Here is a 24,527-nt window from a genome sequence, read left to right as displayed (position 1 = left end):
GGCCCTTAAAGTGGTTAATCGTGTCCTCCTCCACCCCTGACGCCGCCGTCCGCCCGGCGGGCGAGACCGGTCCGCGGTCGCTCTGCGCCCGCCATCCGCAGGTACCGGCCGAGCGGCTGGTCGCCGAGATGGTGCCGCCGCCCCGCTTCGACTCGGTCCGCTTCGGCACCTATCTGCCGGACCCGGCGCAGCCCAGCCAGACCGAGGCGGTGGAGGTCCTGGAGGGTTTCGCCCGCGGCCTCGGCGGGGCGCACGCCTCCGGCTCGGGCCGCCGCCGCTGGTTCGGCGCCCGGACCCGCACCCCCGCCCCCGCCGGCCCCCGCGGCGTCTACCTCGACGGCGGGTACGGCGTCGGCAAGACCCATCTGCTGGCCTCCCTCTGGCACGCGGCACCCGCCGCACCCGAGCAGAAGGCCTTCGGCACCTTCGTGGAGCTGACCAACCTCGTCGGCGCCCTCGGCTTCCAGCAGACCGTACGCACCCTCAGCACCCACCGGCTGCTCTGCATCGACGAGTTCGAGCTGGACGACCCGGGCGACACGGTGCTGGTCTCCACCCTCCTCGGCAAGCTGGTGGAGGCCGGGGTGGCGCTCGCCGCGACCTCCAACACGCTGCCCGGCAAGCTCGGCGAGGGCCGGTTCGCCGCGGTGGACTTCCTGCGCGAGATCCAGGGCCTCTCCGCGCACTTCCGCGCGGTCCGCATCGACGGCGAGGACTACCGGCACCGCGGCCTGCCCGAGGCGCCCGCCCCCTACTCCGACGAACAGGTCACCCAGGCCGCGTACGCCGTGCCCGGGGCCTGCCTCGACGACTTCCCGCATCTGCTGGAGCACCTCTCCACCGTCCACCCCAGCCGGTACGGGGCGCTGACCGACTCGGTCACCGCGGTGTGCCTGACCGGGGTCGCACCGGTGCCGGACCAGTCGACGGCGCTGCGCCTGGTGGTCCTCGCGGACCGGCTCTACGACCGCGAGGTACCCGTCCTGGCCTCCGGGGTGCCCTTCGACCGGCTGTTCAGCGAGGAGATGCTCGCCGGCGGCTACCGGAAGAAGTACTTCCGGGCCATCTCCCGACTGACCGCCCTCGCCCGCGACGCCAAGCCGCTGGCCCGGCATGGCTGAGGACCAGCCCGCCCCGGACGGGCCGCCGTTCGCCGAGTGCGTGCTCTGCCGGGAGCCGACCGAGTACCCGGAGTCCCACCGCGGCATCACCCTGTGCCCCCGCTGCACATGGCAGGAAGCGGCCCGCACCGCCTGCACCGGGTGACCAACTCACCCCCGCCCGAACGGCCGCCCTGGCAGACTGGACGGGTGACCGACGCGCAGAACCCCGCCCCCGACCGGCAGGCGCAGACTCCGCGGCGCGGCGCGCCGGACAGCCCCTTCCGGTTCGAGCGGAGCGGGCGGGACGCGGCGCCGCAGTTCGTACTGCCGCTGGTGGTCAGGCTGGAGCGGGCCGAACCGCCGTCGCGTACCGATGCGTTGGAGGCCGCCGCGCGTGCGGTGCTGGTGCTGCTGTCCGATCCGCGGGCGCACGGCGACGGGCCCTGGGCGCGGGCCGTGCGGGACTGGCAGGACGCCCGGATCCGGAAGGTGGTGCGGCGGGCGCGCGGTGCGGAGTGGCGGCGGGCCGAGGCACTGGACGGGATCACCGTGTCCGGTGGCACGGCCGAGGTCCGGGTCTTCCCGCCGGTCCCGCTGGACGGCTGGCCCAAGGACCTGGCCCGGCTCCAGGTCTCCGGCACCGAACTCGACGACCCGGCCGAACCGCCCGCCGCGGGCCCCGGCGTACCTGTGCTGTGGCTGAATCCACGGATCGACATGTCGGCCGGGAAGGCGATGGCGCAGGCCGGGCACGGGGCCCAGCTCGCCTGGTGGGAGCTGTCCGGGGCGGAGCGTGAGGCCTGGCGGGAGGCGGGTTTCCCGCTCGCCGTGCGGACCGCGGACGCCGAGCACTGGCCCCGGCTGACCGCGGGCGGGCTGCCGGTGGTCCGCGACGCCGGTTTCACCGAGATCGCCCCCGGTTCCTGTACGGTCGCCGCCGACCACCCCGCCCTCAACTCCCGCGCCCACGGCGCCCGCTGAGACCACCGATCCGACGAAAAGCGCCGCCGAACCTCAGATGTAGCTCTGAAAACCGGCCCCTCCCGGTTGCCCGCCGCCGTGTGCGGCGAGGGTACGGACAGGAAACCGGCCCGACCCCTGTGCACCGCGCGGGGCCGGACCGAGACGGGGGAGGTCTCCCACGGAGGGACGGGGTGACGGCATGACGGCACTGACAGGGCGGGCGGGGCGAGCGGGGCGGACGGCCACGGCGGAGCGGCGGACCACGGGCCGGGAGCCCGTACCGGGACGGGCGTCCGCGAGCGACCGGGCATCCGCGCCGCGGCCCGCGCACACCGCGCTGGGCACCGGTATCGGCTGGCGGCCGGAGATCGCCGAGGCCGTGGAACGGATGCCGGGCGTCGACTGGGTGGAGGTCGTCGCGGAGAACATCTGCCCCGGCCACCTCCCGGAGTCCCTGCGACGGCTGCGGGCCCGCGGCGTCACCGTCGTCCCGCACGGGGTCGGGCTGGGGCTCGGGGGTGCCGAGCCGCCGGACCCGGCCCGGCTTGAGGCGCTGGCGGCCCGCGCCGAGGCGCTGGGTTCGCCGCTGGTCACCGAGCACATCGCCTTCGTACGGGCCGGGGGGCCGCTCACCGCGAGCCCCGCGCTGGAGGCCGGGCATCTGCTGCCCGTGCCGCGCACCCGGGACGCGCTGGACGTGCTGTGCGCCAATGTCCGCGCCGCCCAGCGCGCCCTGCCGGTACCGCTCGCGGTGGAGAACATCGCGGCCCTCTTCGCCTGGCCCGGCGAGGAGATGACCGAGGGCGAGTTCCTCTACGACCTGGTCGACCGCACCGGGGTACGGCTGCTGATCGACGTGGCGAACCTGCACACCAACCACGTCAACCGCGGCGAGGCCCCCTCCCTGGCCCTCGCCGAACTCCCCCTGGAGGCCGTCGCCTACGTGCATGTCGCGGGCGGCTACGAGCGGGACGGCGTCTGGCACGACAGCCACGCGCACCCCGTGCCGCCGCCGGTGCTGGGCATCCTGGCCGACCTGGCCGCCCGCACCACACCCCCCGGAGTGCTGCTGGAACGGGACGAGAACTTCCCCGAACCGGCCGAGCTGGCCGCCGAGTTGGACACCATCAGGGCCACCATCCGCACCGCCGCCGCAGCACACCCCGGCGCACCCGCGCGGCCCGTGGAGCCCGAGGTTCCGGCGGAGGCCAGGACGCGGCTCGCGGTGGCGCAGACCGCGCTGCTCTCGGCCCTGGTCGCGGGCACCCCCGCGCCCGAGGGCTTCGACCGGACGCGGCTCGCCGAGCAGAGCCGCGCACTGGCCCGCAAGCGCGCCGATGTGGTGGCCCGCCTCGCCCCCGAACTCCCGGAGATCCTCGGCCCGTTCTTCCGCCCCGCCTTCCTCGGCTACGCCGGAAAGCACCCGCTGACCTCCGGCTACCGGCGGGACGCCCTGGACTTCGCCCGGTACGCGGCACGGTCCCCGGCGATCCGGAACCGGGCGGTGCGGCGGCGGCTGGCCCACTGGTGGCTGGAACGTTCAGGTCCGGTTCCGCCCGCCACCCATGGCGCCGCCCGCCTGGCCCGCACCGCGCGCGCCGCCCTCCACCTCGTCTGACCTACGCCCGGCACGCCGCCGGGGGATGCGGTTCTGGCCACGATGTGAGAAAGGCGTGGCGTTCCGGTGTGCGGATCGCATAGAACCGAGGCGTGATCTCGGTGATTCTGCTCCTCGGGGCCTGTGCGGCGGCCGGGTTGAGCTGTGCGCGGCTCTGCCTCGCCGCGTCCCGCGCCGCCGACGAGGACCGTACGCCCGCTGCGCCCCGCCCCGAGCCGGGACGCGGTGCGCTCACCGTGTACGAGACGGCGTTCCTGTCCGGCGGCCCGCGGCGGGTGGCCGAGGTGGCCCTGGTGTCGATGGCGCAGGAGCGGCGGCTGCTGCTGGCGCACACCGGGTGGGCCACCGTCGTGGACCCCTGCGGGCGGGACGAGTGGGAGCGGTCCGTGCTGAGCGCGATCGGTCCCGGCGGGCAGTCCCGGATCGCGCCGGTCCGCTCGGCGACCGCCGGTGCGGACACGGTGCGGGCGCTCGCGGACCGGCTCGCCGCGGCCGGTCTCGCCACCCCGCCCGGGGCGCGCACCACGTTCGCGGGGGCGGCCGCGCAGGTACGGGCGGCATCGCTGGCGGTGGTCGGCTTCGCGGCCCTCGCGCTGTCCCTGCCGCAGACCGGTCCGATGGTGCCCGGCGGGTACGGGCTGCTCGCCGTCTGGTTCGCGCTGCCCCTGGTCCTGACGCTGAGCTGCCTGCTGATCGCCCGGGTGGAGGCCCGCCCCGGCACCCGCTGGGCCTCACCCGCCGGGCGCCGCCTGCTGGCCGCCGGACCACCGCCGGAGGGCCGCTCCCCCTGGCTGACGGCGGTGGCCCTGCGCGGTGTCCGCGCCATACCCGATCCCTCGCTGCGCGCCGCCCTCGCCCACCGCGACAGCTAGGCCGTGTCGTTTGGGGACGGCGGGCGCCCGACATGCGCCGCCGCGGTGCTTTACCGGCGCGGATCCGGTGCGGATCATCCGAGGATCTGCTCGCGCGGCGCCGCGGCCCACCCCGCCTCCGTATGGCGCCGGGTGCGGCCGTGGGCGCCGGGTACGAAGGGACCCGCACACCATGGCAGTTGACCGGACCACACCCGCCGGACGTCTCCGCGGGCGGGCGGTGGGCGCCGCGCTCACCCTGCTGCTGGGCACCGCGGTACCGGCGGGGGCGGCGAGCGGCGGGGCAGGCGGAGGTGCGGTGCCCGAGGCCGTCGGGGTGGAGCTGGCGGCGCGGCGGGCGGCAGCGGCCGGGGTGCGGTTCGGGCCGTGTGCCGAGGCCGACCATCTGGACGCGCCCGTCCGCTGCGGCACCGTCGTCGTCCCCCGTGACTACACCCGCCCCGACGGCCCCCGCGTCCGCCTCACCCTGAGCCGTCTCGCCGCGACCGGCGGGCGGAAGGTGCGGCGGCAGGGGGCGCTGGTGCTGGCGCCGGGCGGGCCCGACGGCGCAGGTTCGACCGGCCTGTACTTCCCGCTGGTCGTGGACCTCGCCGTATGGCGCCCGATGGCGGAGGCGTACGACCTGGTGGGCTACGAGGCGCGTGGAGTGGGGCGTTCCGCTCCGGTGTCCTGCCGGGATCCGGAGCGTCCCGGACGGGTGTCGGGCGCGGATCCCCGGCATCCCTCGGCGGCCGAGCGGCGGCGCCTGGTGACACGGGCCGCGGCCTACGCACACGGCTGCGCCCGGCGCACCCCCGGCCTGGCCGGCTACACCACCCGCAACAACGCCCGCGACCTGGAAGTGCTGCGGGCCGCGCTCGGCGAGCAGCGGCTGAACCTGCTGGGCGTCGGCTACGGCGCCTACCTCGGCTCGGTGTACGGCACCCTCTTCCCGCAGCGGGTGCGCCGCCTGGTGCTCGACTCCCCGCCCGACCCGTCCCCGCACCGCCTCGGCTACCGCTCGCTGCTGAGCCGCCCGCCCGCGTTCGAGACCCGCTGGGCCGACTTCCGTACCTGGGTCGCCGCCCGTGACGAGGTGTACCGGCTGGGCGCCACGGCGGAGGCGGTGCGGCGCAGCTATGAGCGGGTGCGGGCGGCGGTGGCGCGGCGACCGGCGGGCGGTGTGGTGGGACCGGCCGAGCTGCACCGGGCGTTCCTCACCGCGGCGTACTACGACGACTACTGGCCGGTGCGGGCGCTGGCGCTGTCCGCGTTTCTGCACGGGGACCGCGGCCTGCTGGCGCGGCAGGCGGGGCCGATGGCGGGCGCGGCGGCCGAGCAGGAGCACGCCGAGGCCGCGGGCACCGCGGTCGCCTGCAACGACGGCCGCTGGCCCGGGGATTCGGGGCGCTGGCTGCGGGACGCCGACCGACTGGCGCGGAGGGCACCGTTCCAGACCTGGCCCGAGGTGGCGTCGCGGCTGCCGTGCGCGTTCTGGCCGGGGGCGCGGGCCGAGCGGCCGGTGGCGGTGGGCGCGGTGCCGGGGGCGCTGCCGCCGGCCCTGGTGCTGGCGGCCCGGCGGGACGCGGCCGCCCCGTACCCGGGGGCGGTGGAGGTGCGGCGGCGGCTGCCAGGGGCGGTGCTGGTGACGGAGCGCGGGGCGGGGATGCACGGTCTGGCGGGCGGTCCCGGCGACTGCGTCGACGCCCGGCTGCGCGCCTATCTGCTGACGGGTGCGGTGCCGCGGCGGGACGTGGAGTGCGCACCGCACCCGGCGCCCCGCCCCATCCGCCCCGCCCGCTGAGACCGCGGGCCGGGACGGACGGCGAGCCCGGTCAGGCCAGGCCGTCCACCAGGTCGCCGACGCTCTTGCGGCGGCCGGTGAAGAACGGCACCTCCTCGCGGACGTGGCGCCGTGCCTCGGAGCCGCGCAGGTGGCGCATCAGGTCGACGATGCGGTGCAGCTCGTCCGCCTCGAAGGCGAGGATCCACTCGTAGTCGCCCAGCGAGAAGGAGGCGACGGTGTTGGCCCGCACGTCCGGGTAGCCGCGGGCCATCTTGCCGTGGTCGGCGAGCATGGTCCGCCGCTCCTCGTCGGGCAGCAGATACCAGTCGTAGGAGCGCACGAAGGGGTAGACGCTGATGTAGTCGCGGGGCGTCTCGTCGGCGAGGAACGCCGGGATGTGCGCGCGGTTGAACTCGGCGGGCCGGTGCAGCGCCATGTTCGACCAGACGGGCTCCATGGCACGGCCGAGGCGGGTGCGGCGGAAGCGGTTGTACGCCTCCTGCAACTGGTCCGCGGTCTCGGCGTGCCACCAGATCATCAGGTCCGCGTCGGCGCGCAGCCCGGACAGGTCGTAGGTGCCGCGGACGGTGACGTCGTCCTTGGCGAGCTGGTCGAACAGCTCCTGCACCTCGTCCGCGTAGCCGGTCCGGTCCTCGGGCAGCAGGTCGCGCAGCTTGAAGACGGACCAGAGGGTGTACCGGATGACCTCGTTGAGGTCCTTGGCCTTCTTGCCGGCGTTGGGGATTCGCTCAGGGGCAGCACTCATGGCGCTATTGTCCCGCGCCGCTGTGCTGCCTCGGCACCGGGTTCGCCGTGACGTCGTCCACAGTGCGCCGGTCGTCGCCGGTCAACTGGTCGGCGGCGGCCTGGCCGCCCGCGATACAGGCGGGGATGCCGACACCGTCGTAGGCGGCGCCGCACACCACGAGCCCGGGGAGCTTCGCCAGGTGTTCGCGGACCCTGGCGACCCGCGCGGTGTGCCCGACGGGGTACTGCGGCAGGCCCTGGTGCCAGCGGGTGACCCGGCTGTCCACCGGGCGCGCGCCGAGCCCGGTGGCCTCCCGCAGATCGTGCCGGGACACCTCGGTCAGCTCCTCGTCGGTGTGCTGGAGGATCTCCTCCTCGCCGTAGCGTCCGACCGAGGTCCGCAGCAGCAGCAGGTCCGGGTTCTCGTCGCTGATCCAGCCCCACTTGCGGCTGGCGAAGGTCGCGGCCTTGATGGTGCGGCCCTCGACCGGCGGCACCAGGAAGCCGCTGCCGTCGGGCAGTCGGGCCTCGTCGCGGCGGTAGGCGAGGGTGATCAGCGCCATGGAGGCGTACTCGACGGTGCGCAACTCGCCTGCGGCGGCGGGTGATTCGGCGTCCAGCAGGGCGGCCGCGGCGGGCGCGGGCACGGCGAGCACCACGGCGTCCGCGTCGAGGTGGCGGCCGTCCACGGTGATCTGCCAGCGCGCCCCCGGCTCGCCCTCCGGCCCGGTCCCACCGGGGAGCCGCCGCAGTGCGGTGACGGGCGTGCCGGTGAGTACGGTGCCGCCGAGGCCGCGCACCGTGTCGGCGACCGCGCCCGGCAGCCGCCCGATGCCGCCCGCGATGCCCATGAACACGGACCCGGTCTGCTGCCGGGCGGCCGCCGCCCGCTGGATCTCGCGGACGCCCTCGGTGAGCGAGGGGTGGCGGCGGGCCGCCTCGAAGAGCTGGGGTACGGCGGAGCGCATCGAGATCTGGTAGGCGTTGCCCGCGTAGACCCCGCCGAGGAGGGGTTCGACGATCCGGTCGACGACCTCGCGGCCGAGGCGCTCCGCCACATAGGCGCCGATCGCCACGTCCTCGCCGACCTCGGTGGGCGACAGCGTCCGGTCGTCCTCGATCCGGCGCAGGCCCTCCGCGGAGAGGACACCGGTGAGCGCGGCGGCGTCCCCGGGCACGCCCATCACATGGCCCTTGGGCATGGGCCGCAGTGCGCCGCGGGTCCACAGTGCGGCGCTGGCGGTGGCGGGCGGCTGGAGCAGCGCGGTGAGGCCGGCCTCACGGGCCAGGGCGACCGCCTCGGGACGGCGGGCCAGCATGGACTCGGCGCCCAGATCGACCCGCGCTCCGGCGACCTCGCCGGTGAGCAGCTTGCCGCCGAGACGCGGCCCGGACTCCAGGACGGTGACGCGGTTCCCGCGGCGGAGCAGGCGGTGTGCGGCGGCCAGTCCGGTGATGCCGCCCCCGATGACGACGACGTGTCCGCGGCCCCTGCCCATCTCACCCTCGCTCATGTGTCCACTGTCCCATGTCCGCCGGGCCCCCGGACCGGGTCTCGGCGGCCTCCCCGGCGGCCTCGGGGGCGGCGAGTCCTGACCGTGACCGCATCGGGACCGGCTGGCAACGTCCCGGCGGGCACGCGCTGCGTCGAAGCGGGAGACGGCCGCGCACCCGGCTCGCGGACGAACTGAAGCCGACCGGAAGCCGATCTGAAGCCGGGTCAGAAAAATTCTCCAAAGTCGCGTGACGTTCGCCGAGTTGCGGTGTCTGAAGAGCAACACCCCGAGATTCGGGGCGGCGGAGCAGGTCGGATCGCAGGACGGAAAGAGGGGAGGCGTCAGCGCCGTGGGGGTTGCCGCGGTGCCCGAGGGACGGGTGCGCGCGGGCAGGGGCGGCCGGAGGTTCCGGCGGCCGGGTTCGAGTTCGAGTACGGAAGGCGTGGGGGTACGGCATGAGCCGGAGGTACGGGTTGCGTGACGGGACATCGGGGGCGCGCCCCCCGAGGGCGGGGGCATGGGCCGCCGTGGTGTGCGCGGTGGTGGTGACACTGGCCGGGTGCAGCGGTACGGGCAGCGGGGACCGCGCTCAGGCGCCCGCCCGCGGCCCGGCGGCGACGGCCGGGGACCAGGCCACCGGCGCGGGCGGCGGCGCGGCCGCGAGCTCCGCACCGGGTGACGCCAAGGGGAAGGGCAAGGGCGCGGACAAGGCCGGGCCCAGCAAGGGCTCCACTCCGGCCGGCCTGCACATCGTGCGCACCGCGGAGCTGTCGGTGCGGGTCAAGGACGTGGCCAAGGCGCTGGACGCGGCCCGGACCGCGGTGACCGACGCGGGCGGTCTGGTCTCCGACGAGCAGACCTACGCGGCGGGCGGCGGGGAGCGTTCCCGGCTGGTGCTGCGGGTGCCGCAGGAGCACTACCAGCAGGTGCTGGACACCCTCTCCGGCGGCGGCAAGCTGATATCCCGCTCGGTGAAGGCGCAGGACGTCACCGATCAGGTGGTCGACGTGGACAGCCGGGTCCGCTCGGCCCGGGCCAGCGTGGCGCGGGTGCGGAAGCTGATGGACGAGGCCTCCGAGCTGAGCGATGTGGTGTCCCTGGAGGGCGAGTTGAGCAGCCGCGAGGCCGCTCTTGAGTCACTCCTCGCCCAGCAGGCCTCGCTGAAGGACCGCACCAGCCTCGCCACCATCACCCTGACTCTCTCGGAGCGCCCCACCGCCCACACCAAGACCGCGGCGAAGGACGACCCCGGCTTCCTGGACGCGCTGTCCGGCGGCTGGCACGCCCTGCTGGCAGTCCTCCGCTGGCTCGCCCTGGTCCTGGGCGCGGTACTGCCGTTCCTGGTGCCGCTCGCCCTGCTCGTCCTGCTGTGGTGGCGGCTGATACGGCCACGGCTCGCCCGGCGCCGCCCCGCCGCCCCCGCTCACCTCGGCCACCCGCTCCCCCGCCAGGCCCCCCGGCCCGGCCCCGACCCGGCGAACGCCGCGGGAGTCGGAGCCCCGCCAAAGCCTTCCGCCCGAGCCTCAGCCCACACCTCGCCCCAACCGCCGCCCCCAGAAGAATCCGCCACGGACACGGCCGACGACAGGAAGGACGACGCAGACTGAGCAGTCGAGGAGGCCGGGGCTCGCCGGGTACGCGGGGCCGCTACCCGCCGTAGCGTGGGCGCATGAATTCCTCACGGCAGCGGCTGGTGGTCATCGGTGGCGATGCGGCGGGCATGTCCGCCGCATCGCAGGCCCGCAGGCTGAAGGACGCGGACAAGCTGGAGATCATCGCCTTCGAACGGGGCCACTTCACCTCCTTCTCCGCATGTGGCATCCCGTACTGGGTGGGCGGCCAGGTCGAGCAGCGGGACGCGCTCATCGCGCGCACCCCCGAGGAGCACCGGGCCCGTGGGATCGACCTGCGGATGCGGACCGAGGTCACCGAGATCGATGTGGATCGCGGCCGGGTCCGTGCCCGCGGGCCGGTGGACGGTACCGAGGAGTGGGTGCCCTACGACAAGTTGGTGATCGCCACCGGGGCCCGCCCGGTGCGGCCGGCGCTGCCCGGTATCGACGCGGCCGGGGTGCACGGCGTGCAGACCCTGGACGACGGGCAGGCGCTGCTCGACACCCTCCAGGGCACCGTGGGCCGGGAGGCGGTGGTGGTCGGCGCCGGCTATATCGGCGTCGAGATGGCCGAAGCGCTGCTGAACCGCGGCTACCGGGTCACGGTCGTCAACCGTGGCCGGCAGCCCATGTCGACCCTCGACCCCGACATGGGCGAACTGGTGCACCGGACGCTGACCGGCCTCGGGGTCCGGGTGGCGAACGAGGCCACCGTCACCAAGATCCTCACCACGGAGGACGGCCGGGTACGGGCGGTGGCCACGGACGACGCCGAATATCCGGCGGATGTGGTGGTGCTGGGTATCGGGGTACGCCCCGAGACCGGGCTCGCCGAGGCCGCCGGGCTGCCTTTGGGTCAACACGGCGGCCTGTGCACCGACTTGGCGATGCGGGTACGGGGCCACGGCGACATCTGGGCCGGCGGTGACTGCGTGGAGGTGCTCGACCTGGTGTCCGGCCGGGAGCGGCATATCGCCCTCGGTACCCACGCCAACAAGCACGGCCAGATCATCGGCACCAATGTGGGCGGCGGCTATGCCACCTTCCCCGGGGTGGTGGGCACCGCCGTCAGCAAGGTGTGCGATCTGGAGATCGCCAGGACCGGGCTGCGGGAGCGCGACGCCCGTGCCGCGGGCCTGCGGTTCCGGACGGTCACCGTGGAGTCCACCAGCCGCGCCGGCTACTACCCGGGGGCGGCGCCGATGACGGTGAAGATGCTGGCGGAGGAACGCACCGGCCGGCTGCTCGGGGTGCAGATCGTGGGCCGGGAGGGCGCCGCGAAACGGGTGGACGTGGCGGCGGTGGCGCTGACCGCGCAGATGACGGTGGAGCAGATGACCGCGCTGGACCTGGGCTACGCGCCACCGTTCTCCCCGGTGTGGGACCCGATCCTGGTGGCCGCCCGCCGAGCCACCCGAGCCCTCACCACCTGACGCCGGTCGGTGGCGCCCCCGCCCCGCGCGCCCCTGCCCCACGCGCCCCGGCGCCGGGACCACCGGATGAGGCGGGTCGGGTGGCCCCGGCAACGAGGCGGCGGGCGTTACCAGGACTGCATCTCGTCGCCCGAAACCCCCTCCGACACAAAGCCGTTCGGGCCCTTCGCCGGTCGCCGAGGACCATGACGCGGCGCATGACGCGGTGCATGACACGGTCGACGTCGAGAGGGGCGAAGTCGGTGGAGGCGAACTGGCAGGGAAAGACCACACGGTGGTCGAGGACCGCCTGGCGGATCTCGACCACCATGGCCTCGTCCAACTCCGGGGCGGGTGGCCTCAGCCCGAGTGCGCGACCCACTGCATCCACAGCGGGAGCAGCACCAGGGCGACGGCCGAGCTTTTGATGACGAGGGCGGCGGACATGTCCACGCTCACGTCGTAGCGCTGGGCGAAGATGAACAGGTTCTGCGGGGCGGGCATCGCGGCGATCAGGACCAGGTAGTTCAGCCACTCGCCGTCGACTCCGAAGCCGTAGCGGCAGACCGCGTAGGCCACCAGCGGGAAGGCCACGCATTTGAAGGCGATCAGCCATATCTCCTCGCGGGTCGTCCCCCGCACCTCCAGGCCGGAGCCGCCCAGGTGCAGGCCGAGGGCGAACAGCGCCACCGGTGAGGCGCTGTCGCCGACGAAGGCGAAGCTGTCGAGCGCCACCTGCGGCAGGTGCAGGGACAGCAGATTGAGCGCGATGCCGGCGTTGCAGGCGATCACCACGGGGGTCAGCAGTGAGGCGGCGACGGCGCTGCCGAGTTTGCGCGCCGGGCCTCCGGTGCGGTCGGAACGGCCCAGTTCCATGGTCGAGATGATCACCAGGGACAGTACGCAGACTTGGAAGAGGAGGACCGGGAAGATCGGGGCGGCGTCGCCGAACAGCATGATGAACACGGGCACCGCGAAGTAGGCCGTGTTGACCTGGATCGCCGCCATGATGCGCAGCGCCACCTGGCGCGGTTCACGCACCCCCGTCGTCCAGCAGAGCGCGGTGACCAGGACGACGGCGAGGGCCGCGGCGGCCGCATGGCCGGTGAGCGCACGCCAGTTGAAGAGCTGGGCGAGGTCGCTGGTGTAGACGTTGCCGAAGAGGTAGCAGGGGACGGCGAAGAGGAAGGCGTAGTCGGCGAAGACCTTGGAGCTCTCGGCTGGCACCACCTTGCGACGGGCGAGGACGACCCCGCATCCGAAGGCCAGCACCACCGGTGCCAGTTTCTCCAGCGCTTCCAGCGCCCCCATGGACCTGCCCCCTGCTGTCGCGGACCCCACCCGGCAGGACCCTGGTGCCGTGCTGCTACTGCCGTGCCGTCGGCGCCGTGGCCCACACATCGGGCGCTGCCATGTCGCCGCGGCCGTCGACCAGGTCCCGGTAGCCCTTGATCAAGGTGGCGATGGTCTTGGTGCCGGACAGCTCGTAGGCGTGCCGGTCGATCCGCGCGGCGGGGAGGCTGGTGTCCTCAACGAAGGTGCCGCGGTCGTCGAGAAGCAGGGCGTCGTCGTGTCCGGCGCGCGGTGCCTCGTTCTTGGAGACGGTGCCGATCATGTGGTCACCGGCGGCCTTGGACTCGACCGGCGCGTACTCGGGCGAGGGGCGGCGGAGATCCGAACGGTACGGACTAGCGAGCCGTCGCCTCGTGGACGTGGGCGACGAGGCGGGTGAGGGCGTCCGGGGGGGTGGTGGGCAGTACGCCGTGGCCGAGGTTGAAGATGTGGCCGGGGAGGTTAGCCGCCGCGGTCAGCACCTCGCGGGTCTTCTCCTGTACCGCCTCGGTGGAGGAGAACAGCACGGCAGGGTCCAGATTGCCCTGGAGTGCCTTGCCGGGGCCGACCCGGCGCACCGCCTCGTCCAGCGGCACCCGCCAGTCGACGCCGACGACGTCCGCCCCCGCCTCGCCCATCGCGCCGAGGAGTTCACCGGTGCCGACGCCGAAGTGGATCCGCGGCACCCCGTACCCGGCGACCGCGTCGAAGACCTTGGTGGAGGCGGGCAGCACCGAGCGCCGGTAGTCGGCGGGGGCGAGTGCGCCCACCCAGGAGTCGAAGAGCTGCACGGCGCTCGCCCCGGCCTCGATCTGCACCTTCAGGAAGGCGGCGGTGATCTCGGCGAGGCGGTCCAGCAACTCCGCCCAGAGCTGCGGGTCGCCGTACATCAGGGCCTTGGTGTGCTCGTGGTTGCGGGACGGGCCGCCCTCCACGAGGTAGCTGGCCAGAGTGAAGGGCGCACCGGCGAAGCCGATCAGCGGGGTGGTGCCCAGCTCGGCGGTGAGCAGACCGATGGCCTCGGTGACGTAGGAGACGTCCTCGGGGGTGAGGTCGCGCAGCCCCTCCAGGTCGGCGCGGGTGCGGACGGGCTGTTCGACGACGGGGCCGACGCCGGGCTTGATGTCCAGGTCGATCCCGATGGCCTTGAGCGGTACCACGATGTCGCTGAAGTAGATCGCGGCGTCGACTCCGTGGCGGCGTACCGGCTGGAGGGTGATCTCGGTGACCAGCTCCGGCCGGGTGCACGAGTCCAGCATTCCGATGCCCTCGCGGACCTTGCGGTACTCGGGCAGCGAGCGGCCCGCCTGCCGCATGAACCAGACCGGGGTGTGCGGCACCGGCTCCCGGCGGCACGCCTTCAGGAAAGCCGAGTTCCTCAGACCGTCCCGGAGGTCGTCCCGGCTGTCCGGGAGGTCGCGGGTCTCGGTCTGCTGCTGGCCCCGAAGGCTGTCGTTGGCGCTCACACGCCAAAGTCTCGCATGAGGCCGGCGGGGGCCTCGGCGCGGGCCGGAGCCGGGTGCTTCGGCCCCGGAAAGGCAGGATCCGGACAGCCCGTACCCGCGGAGGGTGTCCTTCCCTGCGGACACGGCCGCTTCCCCTTACTCTTCCCGGCATGGCTGCGGCTCAGGGACGACTGTCGGACGGCGCTGACGGAACGAACGGAAGGGCGACAGAGGGTGCGAAGGGGTCACCGAGCGAGTCGGCGGACGCGGTTCCGCCACCGTTCCGCTCCGCCGTCGAAGCCCTGGGGGCGGCCCGGCTGAGACCGCAGGTGGAGATCGAACCGGTACCCCCGCCGCGCCGACTCGCCCCGTACGCCCATGCGTTGGAGGCCTCGGTGGTGGAGGGCGAGGACGAACTCGCCGACGGCAGGCTGGTGTTGCTGCACGACCCGGCGGGGCACGAGGGCTGGCACGGCACCTTCCGGCTGGTGACGCTGGTGCGCGCCGAACTGGAGCCGGAGATGGCGGCCGATCCGCTGCTGCCCGAGGTGTGCTGGTCCTGGCTGACGGGCGCACTGGGCGCCCGCGGCCTGTCGTACGGGGAGCCCAGCGGGACGGTGACGCGGGCCGCCTCGCACTACTTCGGGGGGCTGTCGCAGCGGCCGGCGGCCTCGCAGATCGAGATCCGGGCGTCCTGGTCGCCGCGTGAGGGTGCGCTGGGTGTGCCGGACGCGGCGGCGCATCTGGCGGGCTGGTGCGATCTGCTGTGCCAGGTCGCGGGGCTGCCGCCGACAGGTCCCGCGGACGGCTCCGTGGTGACACTGCCCCAGCGCCGGGGACCACAGGCGCACTGACCATCCGGGTGTACGAGCCCTCCGCGCGCACTCGCCCAGGCGCGGGGCGCGCGAGACTCGGGCACCGGCGCACGCCCCCGGCACATACGCCGGGGGCGTTGCTCGTGCCCGTCACTGCGGGCCGCTGAGCTGGGCGTTGCCCATGACGTGCGACGGACTGGCCGAAATCTGACCTCCGTATCGCACCTCATTGATCGATCATGCGTGCGAATGATTCGTTATCAATCGAAATTGATCGAATTATTACTCCCCCTATCGTGATCACCCCTAAAGCCAGGTGGATGCAGTGCCGAAGAGGTTTGTGACCTTGAAATCACGGTTCGCCCCGGCTCACCTCCCCAGAGCCGGCCCCCCGTCCCCACACCCCAGGAGGCCTGGTGTCCGTTCTCCTTGAGCAGCCCTCAAGCCTGGTCGCCTACCGCCCGAACAAGCCGACCGCCATGGTGGTGGTGGCCGACCCCCGGGTCCGCTCCACCGTCACCCGCCATCTGTGGGCCCTCGGCGTACGCGACGTCATCGAGGCGTCGTCCATCGCGGAGGCCCGCCCCCGAATCGGCAACCCGCGCGACATCTGCGTTGCCGACGTCCACCTTCCCGACGGCAGCGGGCTCACCCTGCTGTCCGAGACCCGTGCCGCGGGCTGGCCCAACGGCCTCGCGCTCTCCGCGGCCGACGACATCGGCGCCGTACGCAACGCCCTCGCGGGCGGCGTCAAGGGCTATGTCGTCACCGGCACCCGTACCAACATCGGCCTGCCCACCCGTCCCGGCGCCGCCCCCATCGGTGCCGCGGCGGCCCGTATGCACCGCCGCCCCCCGGGTACCCCGAGCCACCCGGGCGGCTACCGGGAGCTGTCGGGCCGCGAGGTCGAGGTGCTGCGGCTGGTGGCGGAGGGCCAGTCGAACAAGGCCATCGGCGTCTCGATGGGCCTGTCCGCACTGACCGTCAAGAGCCACCTGGCCCGTATCGCGCGCAAGCTCGGCACCGGCGACCGCGCCGGAATGGTCGCGGTGGCCCTGCGCACCGGCATCATCCACTGAATCCACCGAATCCACTGACCGTCCCGGCCCCCGCAGGGCCGGCCCGAACCCCCACGGCACCCGTCGGCGGCCCACCCGCAGGCGGGTGCCGGCACATGTCGGCGGACTGTCAGATCCGGCGGATACCCTGGACCGGTGACCGACGCCCAAGAATCCGCACACGACAGCGCACCGCGCACTCACGGGGACCCTGGACGGCAGCCGACGGCAGCCGACGGCCCCGAGGCACCGGACAGGACGGCGGTCCCCCTGCTCGAACCCCGCGAGGGCATCCCCCCGGTGATCTCCGACGCGGCGGCGCTGGCGGACGCGATCGAGGCCTTCGCCGCAGGGCACGGGCCGATCGCGGTGGACGCCGAGCGGGCCTCCGGTTACCGCTACGGGCAGCGCGCGTATCTGGTGCAGTTGCGGCGCGAGGGCGCGGGCAGTGCGCTGATCGACCCGGTGGCCTGCCCCGATCTGTCCGGGCTGGGCGCGGTCATCGCGGACACCGAGTGGGTGCTGCACGCCGCCACCCAGGACCTGCCGTGTCTGCGGGAGATAGGGCTGCTGCCGACCCGGCTGTTCGACACCGAGCTGGCCGGCCGGCTCGCGGGCTTCCCGCGGGTGGGCCTGGGCGCCATGGTGGAGAACGTCCTGGGCTTTGTACTGGAGAAGGGGCACTCGGCGGTCGACTGGTCCACCCGCCCGCTGCCCGAGCCGTGGCTGCGCTATGCCGCTCTGGACGTGGAGCTGCTGGTGGATCTGCGGGACGCGCTGGAGAAGGAGTTGGACCGGCAGGGCAAGCTGGAGTGGGCCCGGCAGGACTTCGCCGCGATCGCCGCGGCCCCGCCCGCCCCGCCCCGCAAGGACCCCTGGCGCCGTACCTCCGGGATGCACAAGGTGCGCCGTCGCCGTCAGATGGCGGTGGTGCGGGAGCTGTGGCAGGCCCGGGACCGGATCGCGCAGCGCCGCGACATCTCCCCCGGCAAGGTGCTGGGGGACGCGGCGATCGTCGAGGCGGCCCTGGCCATGCCGGCCGACGTCCAGGCGCTGAGCAGGCTGCCCGGCTTCGGACACCGGTCCGGCAAGCGGCAGTTGGAACAGTGGCAGGCCGCGGTGGACCGGGCGCGGGCGCTCCGTGAGACGGAGCTGCCGCAGCCTGGTCAGTCGGTGTCCGGTCCCCCGCCGCCGCGTGCCTGGGCGGACAAGGACCCGGTGGCCGCGGCCCGGCTGTCGGCGGCGCGGGCGGGGGTGTCGGCGCTCGCCGAGGAGCTGAATCTGCCGCAGGAGAATCTGATCACCCCGGACACGGTGCGCCGGGTCTGCTGGGAGCCGCCCGCCGAGGCGACCGCGGACGCGGTGGCCGAAGCGCTCACCACCCACGGCGCCCGCCCCTGGCAGATCGAGCAGGTCACCCCTCTCCTGGTCGCCGCACTCGCCGCGACGCCGGAGTAGCGGCGGACCTCGCGCGGTGCCGTTCCCTGCTGGGACAGGCACCGCGCTGGGCGCCGCACCGCCCGCGGCGACGCCTTTTCCGGTGTGACTTACGCCGCTTGGGCGGGCAGGACTGTCGCCTTTGGTTACCCGTAAGTAGCATGGCGGTACAGCGGTCCGGCGCGTCCCGGCGTGCCCCGCGCAGCAGTGCACCCCGCATCTGGAGGAGAGCCAATCGTGCCTCGTACCGTCAGGGACGTCGTCTTCGTCGACGGCGTCCGCACCCCGTTCGGCAAAGCGGGCCCGAAGGGCATCTACCACGAGACCCGTGCCGATGATCTCGTGGTGAAGTCCATCCGGGAACTGCTGCGCCGCAACCCGAACCTCGACCCGGCGAAGATCGACGAGGTGGCCGTCGCCGCCACCACCCAGATCGGCGACCAGGGGCTCACCCTGGGGCGTACCGCGGGGATTCTCGCGGGGCTGCCGCAGTCCGTGCCGGGCTACTCCATCGACCGGATGTGCGCGGGCGCGCTGACCGCGGTCACCACCACCGCGGGCTCCATCGCCTTCGGCGCCTATGACGCGGTGATCGCCGGCGGTGTCGAGCACATGGGCCGGCACCCGATGGGCGAGGCCGTCGACCCGAACCCGCGGTTCGTCAGCGAGAAGCTCGTGGACGAGTCCGCCCTCTTCATGGGCATGACCGCGGAGAACCTGCACGACCGCTTCCCGCACCTGTCGAAGCAGCGCGCCGACGAGTACGCCGTGCGCTCGCAGGAGAAGGCCGCGAAGGCCTACGCCAACGGGAAGATCCAGCAGCATCTGGTGCCGATCTCGGTGCGCCGCACCACGCCCGAGGGCGGTGAGACCGGCTGGGGCCTCGCCACCGAGGACGAGCCGATGCGCCCGGGCACCACCCTGGAGTCGCTGGCCGGTCTGAAGACGCCGTTCCGTCCGCACGGCCGGGTCACCGCGGGCAACTCCGCCGGTCTCAACGACGGCGCGACCGCCTCCGTCATCGCCGCCGAGGACTTCGCCCGCGAGCACCAACTGCCGGTGAGGATGCGGCTGTTGTCGTACGCCTTCGCGGGTGTCGAGCCTGAGGTGATGGGCTACGGGCCGATCCCGGCCACCGAGAAGGCGCTCGCCAAGGCCGGTCTCTCCATGTCGGACATCGGCCTCTTCGAGATCAACGAGGCCTTCGCGGTCCAGGTCCTCGCCTTCCTCGACCACTACGGCATCGCCGACGACGACACCCGCGTCAACCAGTACGGCGGCGCCATCGCGTTCGGCCACCCGCTGGCCTCCTCCGGGGTGCGGCTGATGACGCAGCTCGCCGCGCAGTTCGAGGAGCAGCCGGACGTGCGCTACGGCCTGACCACCATGTGTGTGGGCTTCGGCATGGGCGCCACGGTCGTCTGGGAGAACCCGCACTTCGATGGAGGCACCAAGTGAGCACCACCGCCGAACTCCTGACGGGCGCCGCCGCGCTCTTCCCCGACGAGGTCGTCACCGAGGCGCACGTACGCCACCTCGATCTGCCGGATGGCGCGGGCCGGTTCGCGCTGATCACCCTCGACAACGGCTTCGACCACACCAAGCCGACCACCGTCGGCCCGCAGTCGCTGGCCAACCTCAACACGGCGATCGACCAGGTCGAGAAGGAGGCCGCGGAGGGCTCCATCGTCGGTGTCGGCGTCACCGGCAAGCCGTTCATCTTCGCGGTGGGCGCCGACCTCAAGGGCGTCGAGCTGCTGAAGCGGCACGAGGACGCGCTCGCCATCGGCAAGGGCGGCCACGACGTCTTCAAGCGGCTCTCCGGCCTGGCGGTGCCGACCTTCGCGTACTACAACGGCGCCGCCATGGGCGGCGGTGTGGAGATCGGGCTGCACTGCACCTACCGCACGGTGTCCAAGGCGGTGCCGGCGTTCTCGCTGCCCGAGGTGTTCCTCGGTCTGGTGCCCGGCTGGGGTGGCTGCACCCTGCTGCCGAACCTGATCGGCGCCGACCGCGCCGTCACGGTCGTCATCGAGAACTCGCTGAACCAGAACCGTCAGCTCAAGGGCGCCCAGGTGCATGAACTCGGCATCGCGGACGCGCTGTTCGAGGGCGCCGACTTCCTGGAGCAGTCGCTGCACTGGACGGCGTCCGTGCTGAACGGCGGGACCGAGGTGGTCCGCGCCGAGGTGGACCGCGGCGAGGCCTGGGACCAGGCGGTGGCACGCGGCCGGGAGATCGCGGACAGCAAGGTGCACGGCGCCGCGCCCGCCGCGTACCGGGCGCTGGACATCATCGCCGAGGCGAAGAACGGCGACCTCCAGCAGGGCTTCGACGCCGAGGACCGGGCGCTCGCCGACCTCATCATGAGCGGTGAACTCCGCAGCGGCATCTACTCGTTCAACCTGGTGCAGAAGCGGGCCAAGCGGCCGGCCGGCGCCCCGGACAAGAGCCTGGCGCGCCCGGTCACCAAGGTGGGCGTGGTCGGGGCCGGTCTGATGGCCTCGCAGTTGGCGCTGCTCTTCCTGCGCCGCCTTGAGGTGCCGGTGGTGCTCACCGACATCGACCAGGCGCGCGTCGACAAGGGCGTGGGCTATGTGCACGGCGAGATCGACAAGCTGCTCGGCAAGGGCCGGATCAACCAGGACAAGGCCAACCGCCTGAAGGCGCTGGTGACCGGTGTGCTGGACAAGGCGGAGGGCTTCGCCGACGCGGACTTCGTCATCGAGGCGGTGTTCGAGGAGATCGGCGTCAAGCAGAAGGTGTTCGCGGAGGTCGAGGCGGTCGCCCCGGAGCACGCGATCCTCGCCACCAACACCTCCTCGCTGTCGGTGTCGGAGATGGCCGCGCAGTTGAAGCACCCGGAGCGGGTCGTCGGCTTCCACTTCTTCAACCCGGTGGCGGTGCTGCCCCTGCTGGAGATCGTCCGCGGCGAGCGGACCGACGACGCCTCGCTGGCCACCGCGTTCGCCGTGGCGAAGAAGCTGAAGAAGACCGCGGTCCTGGTGAAGGACGCCCCGGCGTTCGTCGTCAACCGCATCCTGACCCGCTTCATGGGCGAGATCCAGAACGTCATCGACGAGGGCACCCCGGTCGAGGTCGCGGAGCGTGCGGTGGAGCCGCTCGGCCTGCCGATGTCGCCGCTGGTGCTGCTGGAGCTGGTCGGCCCCGCGATCGGGCTGCATGTCTCCGAGACACTGCACACCGCCTTCCCGGACCGCTTCACCGTCTCCCCCAACCTGAAGGCGGTGGTGGAGGCCGGCAAGCGCGGCTTCTACGTGTACGACAGCGGGCGCCCGGAGTTGGACCCGGAGGTCGCCGCGCTCCTCCAGCAGGGCGACAGCGTCCTCACCGAGGAGCAGACCCTGGAACGGGTGCTGGCCGCGGTCGCCCAGGAGATCGGGCTGATGCTCGACGAGGGGGTGGTCGCCGAGGCGCAGGACGTCGACCTGTGCCTGATCACCGGCGCCGGCTGGCCCTTCCACCTGGGCGGCGTCACGCCGTACCTGGACCGGTCGGGCGTCAGCGAGCGGGTCAACGGCAAGCCCTTCCTGGAGCCGGGAGTGGCGAGCGTCCCCGCGTAACGCGCATGGGCAACGCCCGGGGGCCGTACGGGACTTGACTCCGTACGGCCCCCGGTTCTGTTGCGTTCAGAGGCGTTTGGCGCTGCGGAGGGTGGCGGCGTAGTAGCCGTTGCCGTCGAGGCGGGATGTGCCGCCCTTGTCGCCGATGGTGGGTCCGTTGACCTCCTCGCGGCTGGACACGAAGATCATGTGGCCGTCGGTGTCGTGGCCCATGAACATCCCCACGTGGTCGAGGCGTTGGCCGGTGCGCCGGTCCAGTTTGAAGAAGACCAGATCGCCCGGTTGCAGCCGGTCGATGGAGGTGGGCCGGTCGGCGGGGGAGATTCCGTTGAGTGGCAGGACGTCGGCGCCGAGCTTGGAGCGGGCCATGCCGTTGGCGGTGCGGGGCAGCCCGTCGCCGTTCTTGTCGGAGGACATCAGCGGGTAGCGGGCGCGGTAGCCCCAGATGAGGCGCTGGAATCCGGAGCAGTCCACGGAGCGGGCGCGGCGCGGGTCGGGCCGCCGCGAGGTGCCGTCGCGGAAGGTGTACGGGGTGCCCAGGTAGTCGAAGAAGTCGGAGAGTTCGTCACGGAGGTCGTTGCCCTCGCTGCCGTTGGGGTTGAGCGGGCCGAAGTTGGCGTCGCCTGCGTAGGCGACGCCCTCGTCGTCCTTCTTGACCGGGGCGCCCTGGGTGTACTGGAAGGCGTAGGCGAAGAGGTCGTCCTCCTCGCTGCCGTAGAACTCCTTGAACCAGTCCTTGAACCACTTCTCCCGTTCGGCGCCCTTGCGCCAGGGCTCGGGCATCAGCCGCACCCAGTCGTCGCTGACCACACGGGACTTGGTGTTGGCCGGTTCGGCGAAGGTGCGTCCGGGGCCCTTGAGGGTGGCGGTGCGGGCGTCGTCGGTGAAGGTGGCCAGGACCTGGCCCTTGGCGCCGCGGAGCACGGAGCGCGCCGGGTGGCCCAGCCGCTCCCACTTCTGGGCCCCGCCCTTGTCCCCGGTGCTGGACTCCAGCAGGGGGTTGTCGGTGACGGTCTGCGCCTCGGGTGCCTTGGCCTGCTCGTCCTCGCGGAGTTCCACGGTGAGGTACGCGCTGCCGCCGAGCAGGGCGACGACGGTCAGCGCGTGCAGTACGGGTCGTTTCTTCTTGGCGCTCATCAGGTCGACTCCGGGTGGTTCAGGCGGACGGCATGAAGCCGAGGAGGATTCCGGCGGTGAGGACGACATAGGCCATCAGCGTCACCGAGCCGGTGGCGAGGAGGGTGGCTCCCTTGGGCTGGCGGACGAGCTGGTAGCCGATGAGGCCGGGCACGATGAAGCCGAGGGTCTGGTTCCCGTACATCAGGGGGAACTCCATGGAGAGCACGATCATCACGGTGGCCTGGAGTACGACGCCGGTGAGGACCACGGCGGCGAAGAGGCGCTTGCCGTAGAGGATCACGAAGCGCTGCATGATCAGGGTGCTGACATAGGTGAGCACGGTGATGCCGACGACCATGGCGGCCCGCTGAAGGTCCTCGACGAGGGTGAGGGCGAGCCAGCCGGGGGTGATCATGCCGCCCGGGGAGAGGTTGGTGGTGAGGTAGCAGACCAGGGAGAACAGCAGTCCCAGGGCGATGCCCACCGCGGCGATCTCGGGGGTGAGGACGGAGGGGATCAACGCGGTTCTCCTGGGTGCTGCCACGGGTCGGTGTCTTCGTCGTACGGGTCGAACTGCCCCCGGGCGCCGTCCTGTTGAGGGGCGGGCCGGTACTGCGGGGTGCGCTGCCCGGGGATCGGCGGCGGCTGCGGCACCGGCTCGTACGGCTGCCGGTACTGGGGCTGGTGGTACTGGGGCTGCTGGTACTGCTGCTGGTGCTGCGCCGTGTACCGGGCCTCGTACGCCTCGGGGTAGGGCTGGTACGGGTCGAGGTAGGGGGCGTAGCGCCGGGCGTCGGCGTGGTGGGGGGCGGGGACCGGGGCGAGGCCGGACGGGGCGGCGGGGCCGGGGTGCTGGACGGGGTAGGCGGCAGGGTTCTGGTCGTGGTGGCCCTGGTTCGCCTGGTCGGGGAAGGCGGGGTGGGGCGGGGTCGGCTCGCCGGGGCGGCCGGGCTCGTCGGGGGTTTCGTCGGCGGGGAGTTCGGCCAGGTGCTCCAGGAGGACTTCGCCCTGCCCGTGGATGTTGCCGATGGCGACGAGGGAGCTGTCGGGGCCGAGCCGGCCGAGGAGCTGGGCCATGAACTCCTCCGGGTCGCGCCGGTCGCCGCCGAGGTCGACGGCGCGGTCCCGGTGGGCGGCGGGGATGGCGTCGATGGCGGACTTCGCCGGGTGGCCGATGACGAACACCTGGTCCGGGTCGAGGTCCGGGATCAACTCGCCCATCTGCCCGTTGCGTTCGACCCGGTCGGGGCGGCAGTTGATGACGACGTTCAGCGGCCGGTGGATGGCGCCGAGGTCGAGCAGTTGGTTGATGTTCATCAGGGTCGACTCGGGGTCGTTGGCCGCGAAGACGTTGGCGAAGCGGAGCCGCTTGCCGTCCTCGGTGGCGTAGCGCTCCACGGAGAGCACCCCGGGGTCGGGCGGTGCGTCGTACATGCCCGTCAGGGCGGTGGCGCGGTCCACGCCGAGGAGTTCGGCGACGGTGAGCGCGATCGCCACGTTCTCCTTGAAGGTGAACCAGCTGAAGCCGCGCAGCTCCTCGTCGGTGACCGTCTCCGGGTCGGCGTACACGAGTCGGCAGTCGCGGGCGTCGGCCTCCTCCTGGAGGATGTGGAAGCGGTCGACCTCGGCGGTGACGCAGATGCCGCCCTCGGGCATGGACCGGCACAGGGAGCGGGCCACGTCGTCCAGGGTGGGGCCCATCTCGGCGAGGTGGTCCTCGCGGACGTTGCAGAGGACGCCGATGGTGGAGCGGATCAGCTTGGACTGGTTGATCTCCTGGAGCGCCGGCATCACCGCCATGCACTCGATGACCAGGGCGTCGGGGTGGTAGGCGGCGGCCCGGCGGACGATGCCGATCTGCTCGACCACGTTGGCGATGCCGAACTTGCGGTAGACGGGCTCCTCGGTGGCGTCCGGGTGGATGAAGCGGGCGGCGGTGCCGGTGGTCTTGGCGACGGTGGTGAGGTCGCCGCCGCGCAGGGCGCCGGCGCAGAGCCGGGTGATGGAGGACTTGCCGCGGATGCCGTTCACCAGGACCCGGGTCGGTATGAGTTCGAGGTTGGTGAAGTGCCGCCGCTGCTCGACGATGCCGGCGACCAGGAGCACGGCGCAGCACACCACCAGCACGGTGTAGAGGAAGAGCACGGC

Annotated in this window: 21 protein-coding genes; 13 read left to right on the top strand and 8 right to left on the bottom strand. The window is 73.1% G+C overall.

The window, feature by feature from the left end:
• Nucleotides 1-20 precede the first annotated feature (20 nt).
• The 6 genes from zapE (at nucleotide 21) to ACFVST_RS11055 (ending at nucleotide 6,339) form a co-directional block, all read left to right on the top strand.
• Entirely contained in the window at nucleotides 21-1,121 is a 1,101-nt protein-coding gene (gene zapE / locus ACFVST_RS11080; protein ID WP_390149107.1) for a cell division protein ZapE, read from the top strand.
• Nucleotides 1,114-1,266 (top strand): hypothetical protein, encoded by a 153-nt coding sequence (locus tag ACFVST_RS11075; RefSeq protein ID WP_390149105.1) that lies wholly within the window; start codon nucleotides 1,114-1,116, stop codon nucleotides 1,264-1,266. The genes zapE and ACFVST_RS11075 overlap by 8 nt, the downstream gene beginning before the upstream one ends.
• Before the next feature lie 44 nt (nucleotides 1,267-1,310).
• Nucleotides 1,311-2,084, top strand: coding sequence for a peptidyl-tRNA hydrolase (locus tag ACFVST_RS11070; protein ID WP_390149103.1), 774 nt, complete (start codon nucleotides 1,311-1,313; stop codon nucleotides 2,082-2,084).
• 370 nt (nucleotides 2,085-2,454) lie between these two features.
• Entirely contained in the window at nucleotides 2,455-3,684 is a 1,230-nt protein-coding gene (locus tag ACFVST_RS11065; RefSeq protein WP_390149264.1) for a DUF692 domain-containing protein, read from the top strand.
• 92 nt (nucleotides 3,685-3,776) lie between these two features.
• Nucleotides 3,777-4,556: a TIGR04222 domain-containing membrane protein gene (locus tag ACFVST_RS11060; protein ID WP_390149101.1), complete on the top strand. Its 780-nt coding sequence runs from the start codon at nucleotides 3,777-3,779 to the stop codon at nucleotides 4,554-4,556.
• Nucleotides 4,557-4,728: 172 nt separating this feature from the next.
• Entirely contained in the window at nucleotides 4,729-6,339 is a 1,611-nt protein-coding gene (locus ACFVST_RS11055; protein ID WP_390149099.1) for an alpha/beta hydrolase, read from the top strand.
• A 31-nt stretch (nucleotides 6,340-6,370) separates the two neighbouring features.
• Here ACFVST_RS11055 and hemQ read toward each other — a convergent pair whose 3' ends face one another.
• Nucleotides 6,371-7,087, bottom strand: coding sequence for a hydrogen peroxide-dependent heme synthase (gene hemQ / locus ACFVST_RS11050; protein WP_390149098.1), 717 nt, complete (start codon nucleotides 7,085-7,087; stop codon nucleotides 6,371-6,373).
• A gap of 4 nt (nucleotides 7,088-7,091) precedes the next feature.
• Nucleotides 7,092-8,582: a protoporphyrinogen oxidase gene (hemG, locus tag ACFVST_RS11045; RefSeq protein ID WP_390149096.1), complete on the bottom strand. Its 1,491-nt coding sequence runs from the start codon at nucleotides 8,580-8,582 to the stop codon at nucleotides 7,092-7,094.
• Between the two features lie 437 nt (nucleotides 8,583-9,019).
• Between hemG and ACFVST_RS11040 the strand changes: the two genes are divergently transcribed.
• Together ACFVST_RS11040 and ACFVST_RS11035 are read left to right on the top strand one after the other, a co-directional pair.
• Entirely contained in the window at nucleotides 9,020-10,171 is a 1,152-nt protein-coding gene (locus tag ACFVST_RS11040) for a DUF4349 domain-containing protein (RefSeq protein ID WP_390149095.1), read from the top strand.
• Nucleotides 10,172-10,233: 62 nt separating this feature from the next.
• On the top strand, nucleotides 10,234-11,610 hold the full coding sequence (locus ACFVST_RS11035; RefSeq protein ID WP_390149093.1) for an FAD-dependent oxidoreductase: 1,377 nt from the start codon (nucleotides 10,234-10,236) through the stop codon (nucleotides 11,608-11,610).
• 339 nt (nucleotides 11,611-11,949) lie between these two features.
• Here ACFVST_RS11035 and ACFVST_RS11030 read toward each other — a convergent pair whose 3' ends face one another.
• The 3 genes from ACFVST_RS11030 to hemE form a co-directional block, all read right to left on the bottom strand.
• On the bottom strand, nucleotides 11,950-12,900 hold the full coding sequence (locus ACFVST_RS11030) for an AEC family transporter (protein ID WP_390149092.1): 951 nt from the start codon (nucleotides 12,898-12,900) through the stop codon (nucleotides 11,950-11,952).
• A gap of 55 nt (nucleotides 12,901-12,955) precedes the next feature.
• Nucleotides 12,956-13,204 carry a hypothetical protein gene (locus ACFVST_RS11025; RefSeq protein WP_390149090.1) on the bottom strand — a complete coding sequence of 83 codons (249 nt, stop codon included), beginning with the start codon at nucleotides 13,202-13,204 and terminating at the stop codon, nucleotides 12,956-12,958.
• 73 nt (nucleotides 13,205-13,277) lie between these two features.
• Nucleotides 13,278-14,387: a uroporphyrinogen decarboxylase gene (gene hemE, locus ACFVST_RS11020; protein WP_390149088.1), complete on the bottom strand. Its 1,110-nt coding sequence runs from the start codon at nucleotides 14,385-14,387 to the stop codon at nucleotides 13,278-13,280.
• Nucleotides 14,388-14,536: 149 nt separating this feature from the next.
• Here hemE and ACFVST_RS11015 point away from each other — a divergent pair, with 149 nt between their 5' ends.
• The 5 genes from ACFVST_RS11015 to ACFVST_RS10995 all read left to right on the top strand — a co-directional run bounded on the left by ACFVST_RS11015 (nucleotide 14,537) and on the right by ACFVST_RS10995 (nucleotide 21,260).
• Nucleotides 14,537-15,220, top strand: a complete 684-nt coding sequence (locus tag ACFVST_RS11015) for a DUF3000 domain-containing protein (RefSeq protein WP_390149086.1) — start codon at nucleotides 14,537-14,539, stop codon at nucleotides 15,218-15,220.
• A gap of 377 nt (nucleotides 15,221-15,597) precedes the next feature.
• Nucleotides 15,598-16,260, top strand: a complete 663-nt coding sequence (locus tag ACFVST_RS11010) for a LuxR C-terminal-related transcriptional regulator (protein WP_390149084.1) — start codon at nucleotides 15,598-15,600, stop codon at nucleotides 16,258-16,260.
• A gap of 135 nt (nucleotides 16,261-16,395) precedes the next feature.
• Entirely contained in the window at nucleotides 16,396-17,697 is a 1,302-nt protein-coding gene (locus ACFVST_RS11005) for an HRDC domain-containing protein (RefSeq protein ID WP_390149082.1), read from the top strand.
• Nucleotides 17,698-17,913: 216 nt separating this feature from the next.
• Complete coding sequence (locus ACFVST_RS11000; RefSeq protein WP_390149080.1) at nucleotides 17,914-19,134, top strand: thiolase family protein; 1,221 nt, start codon at nucleotides 17,914-17,916, stop codon at nucleotides 19,132-19,134.
• Nucleotides 19,131-21,260: a 3-hydroxyacyl-CoA dehydrogenase NAD-binding domain-containing protein gene (locus tag ACFVST_RS10995; protein WP_390149078.1), complete on the top strand. Its 2,130-nt coding sequence runs from the start codon at nucleotides 19,131-19,133 to the stop codon at nucleotides 21,258-21,260. The genes ACFVST_RS11000 and ACFVST_RS10995 overlap by 4 nt, the downstream gene beginning before the upstream one ends.
• 66 nt (nucleotides 21,261-21,326) lie before the next feature.
• Here the strand turns inward: ACFVST_RS10995 and ACFVST_RS10990 are convergent, their stop codons facing one another.
• Genes ACFVST_RS10990 through pgsB form a run of 3 tightly spaced genes read right to left on the bottom strand, consistent with a single transcriptional unit; the run spans nucleotide 21,327 to nucleotide 24,524 of the window.
• Nucleotides 21,327-22,397, bottom strand: a complete 1,071-nt coding sequence (locus tag ACFVST_RS10990; RefSeq protein WP_390149076.1) for a C40 family peptidase — start codon at nucleotides 22,395-22,397, stop codon at nucleotides 21,327-21,329.
• A 19-nt stretch (nucleotides 22,398-22,416) separates the two neighbouring features.
• The gene (locus tag ACFVST_RS10985) at nucleotides 22,417-22,899 is read right to left on the bottom strand and encodes a poly-gamma-glutamate biosynthesis protein PgsC/CapC (RefSeq protein WP_390149074.1); all 483 of its coding nucleotides are present in this window, start codon (nucleotides 22,897-22,899) and stop codon (nucleotides 22,417-22,419) included.
• Nucleotides 22,896-24,524: a poly-gamma-glutamate synthase PgsB gene (pgsB, locus tag ACFVST_RS10980; RefSeq protein ID WP_390149072.1), complete on the bottom strand. Its 1,629-nt coding sequence runs from the start codon at nucleotides 24,522-24,524 to the stop codon at nucleotides 22,896-22,898. The genes ACFVST_RS10985 and pgsB overlap by 4 nt, the downstream gene beginning before the upstream one ends.
• Between the last annotated feature and the right edge of the window lie 3 nt (nucleotides 24,525-24,527).

The sequence above is a fragment of the Streptomyces sp. NPDC058045 genome, assembly GCF_042885635.1.
Taxonomy (GTDB): domain Bacteria; phylum Actinomycetota; class Actinomycetes; order Streptomycetales; family Streptomycetaceae; genus Streptomyces.
The sequence above is the reverse complement of the archived record's forward strand: the minus strand, read 5'-3'. Positions and strand labels throughout refer to the sequence as shown.

What these genes read in the sequence shown, in the direction of transcription:
- ACFVST_RS11075 (WP_390149105.1), top strand. Translation starts at nt 1,114, where the DNA reads ATGGCTGAGGACCAGCCCGCCCCGGACGGGCCGCCGTTCGCCGAGTGC.
- ACFVST_RS11065 (WP_390149264.1), top strand. Translation starts at nt 2,455, where the DNA reads ATGCCGGGCGTCGACTGGGTGGAGGTCGTCGCGGAGAACATCTGCCCC.
- ACFVST_RS11055 (WP_390149099.1), top strand. Translation starts at nt 4,729, where the DNA reads ATGGCAGTTGACCGGACCACACCCGCCGGACGTCTCCGCGGGCGGGCG.
- hemQ (WP_390149098.1), bottom strand. Translation starts at nt 7,087, where the DNA reads ATGAGTGCTGCCCCTGAGCGAATCCCCAACGCCGGCAAGAAGGCCAAG.
- hemG (WP_390149096.1), bottom strand. Translation starts at nt 8,582, where the DNA reads ATGAGCGAGGGTGAGATGGGCAGGGGCCGCGGACACGTCGTCGTCATC.
- ACFVST_RS11040 (WP_390149095.1), top strand. Translation starts at nt 9,020, where the DNA reads ATGAGCCGGAGGTACGGGTTGCGTGACGGGACATCGGGGGCGCGCCCC.
- ACFVST_RS11035 (WP_390149093.1), top strand. Translation starts at nt 10,234, where the DNA reads ATGAATTCCTCACGGCAGCGGCTGGTGGTCATCGGTGGCGATGCGGCG.
- ACFVST_RS11030 (WP_390149092.1), bottom strand. Translation starts at nt 12,900, where the DNA reads ATGGGGGCGCTGGAAGCGCTGGAGAAACTGGCACCGGTGGTGCTGGCC.
- ACFVST_RS11025 (WP_390149090.1), bottom strand. Translation starts at nt 13,204, where the DNA reads ATGATCGGCACCGTCTCCAAGAACGAGGCACCGCGCGCCGGACACGAC.
- ACFVST_RS11015 (WP_390149086.1), top strand. Translation starts at nt 14,537, where the DNA reads ATGGCTGCGGCTCAGGGACGACTGTCGGACGGCGCTGACGGAACGAAC.
- ACFVST_RS10990 (WP_390149076.1), bottom strand. Translation starts at nt 22,397, where the DNA reads ATGAGCGCCAAGAAGAAACGACCCGTACTGCACGCGCTGACCGTCGTC.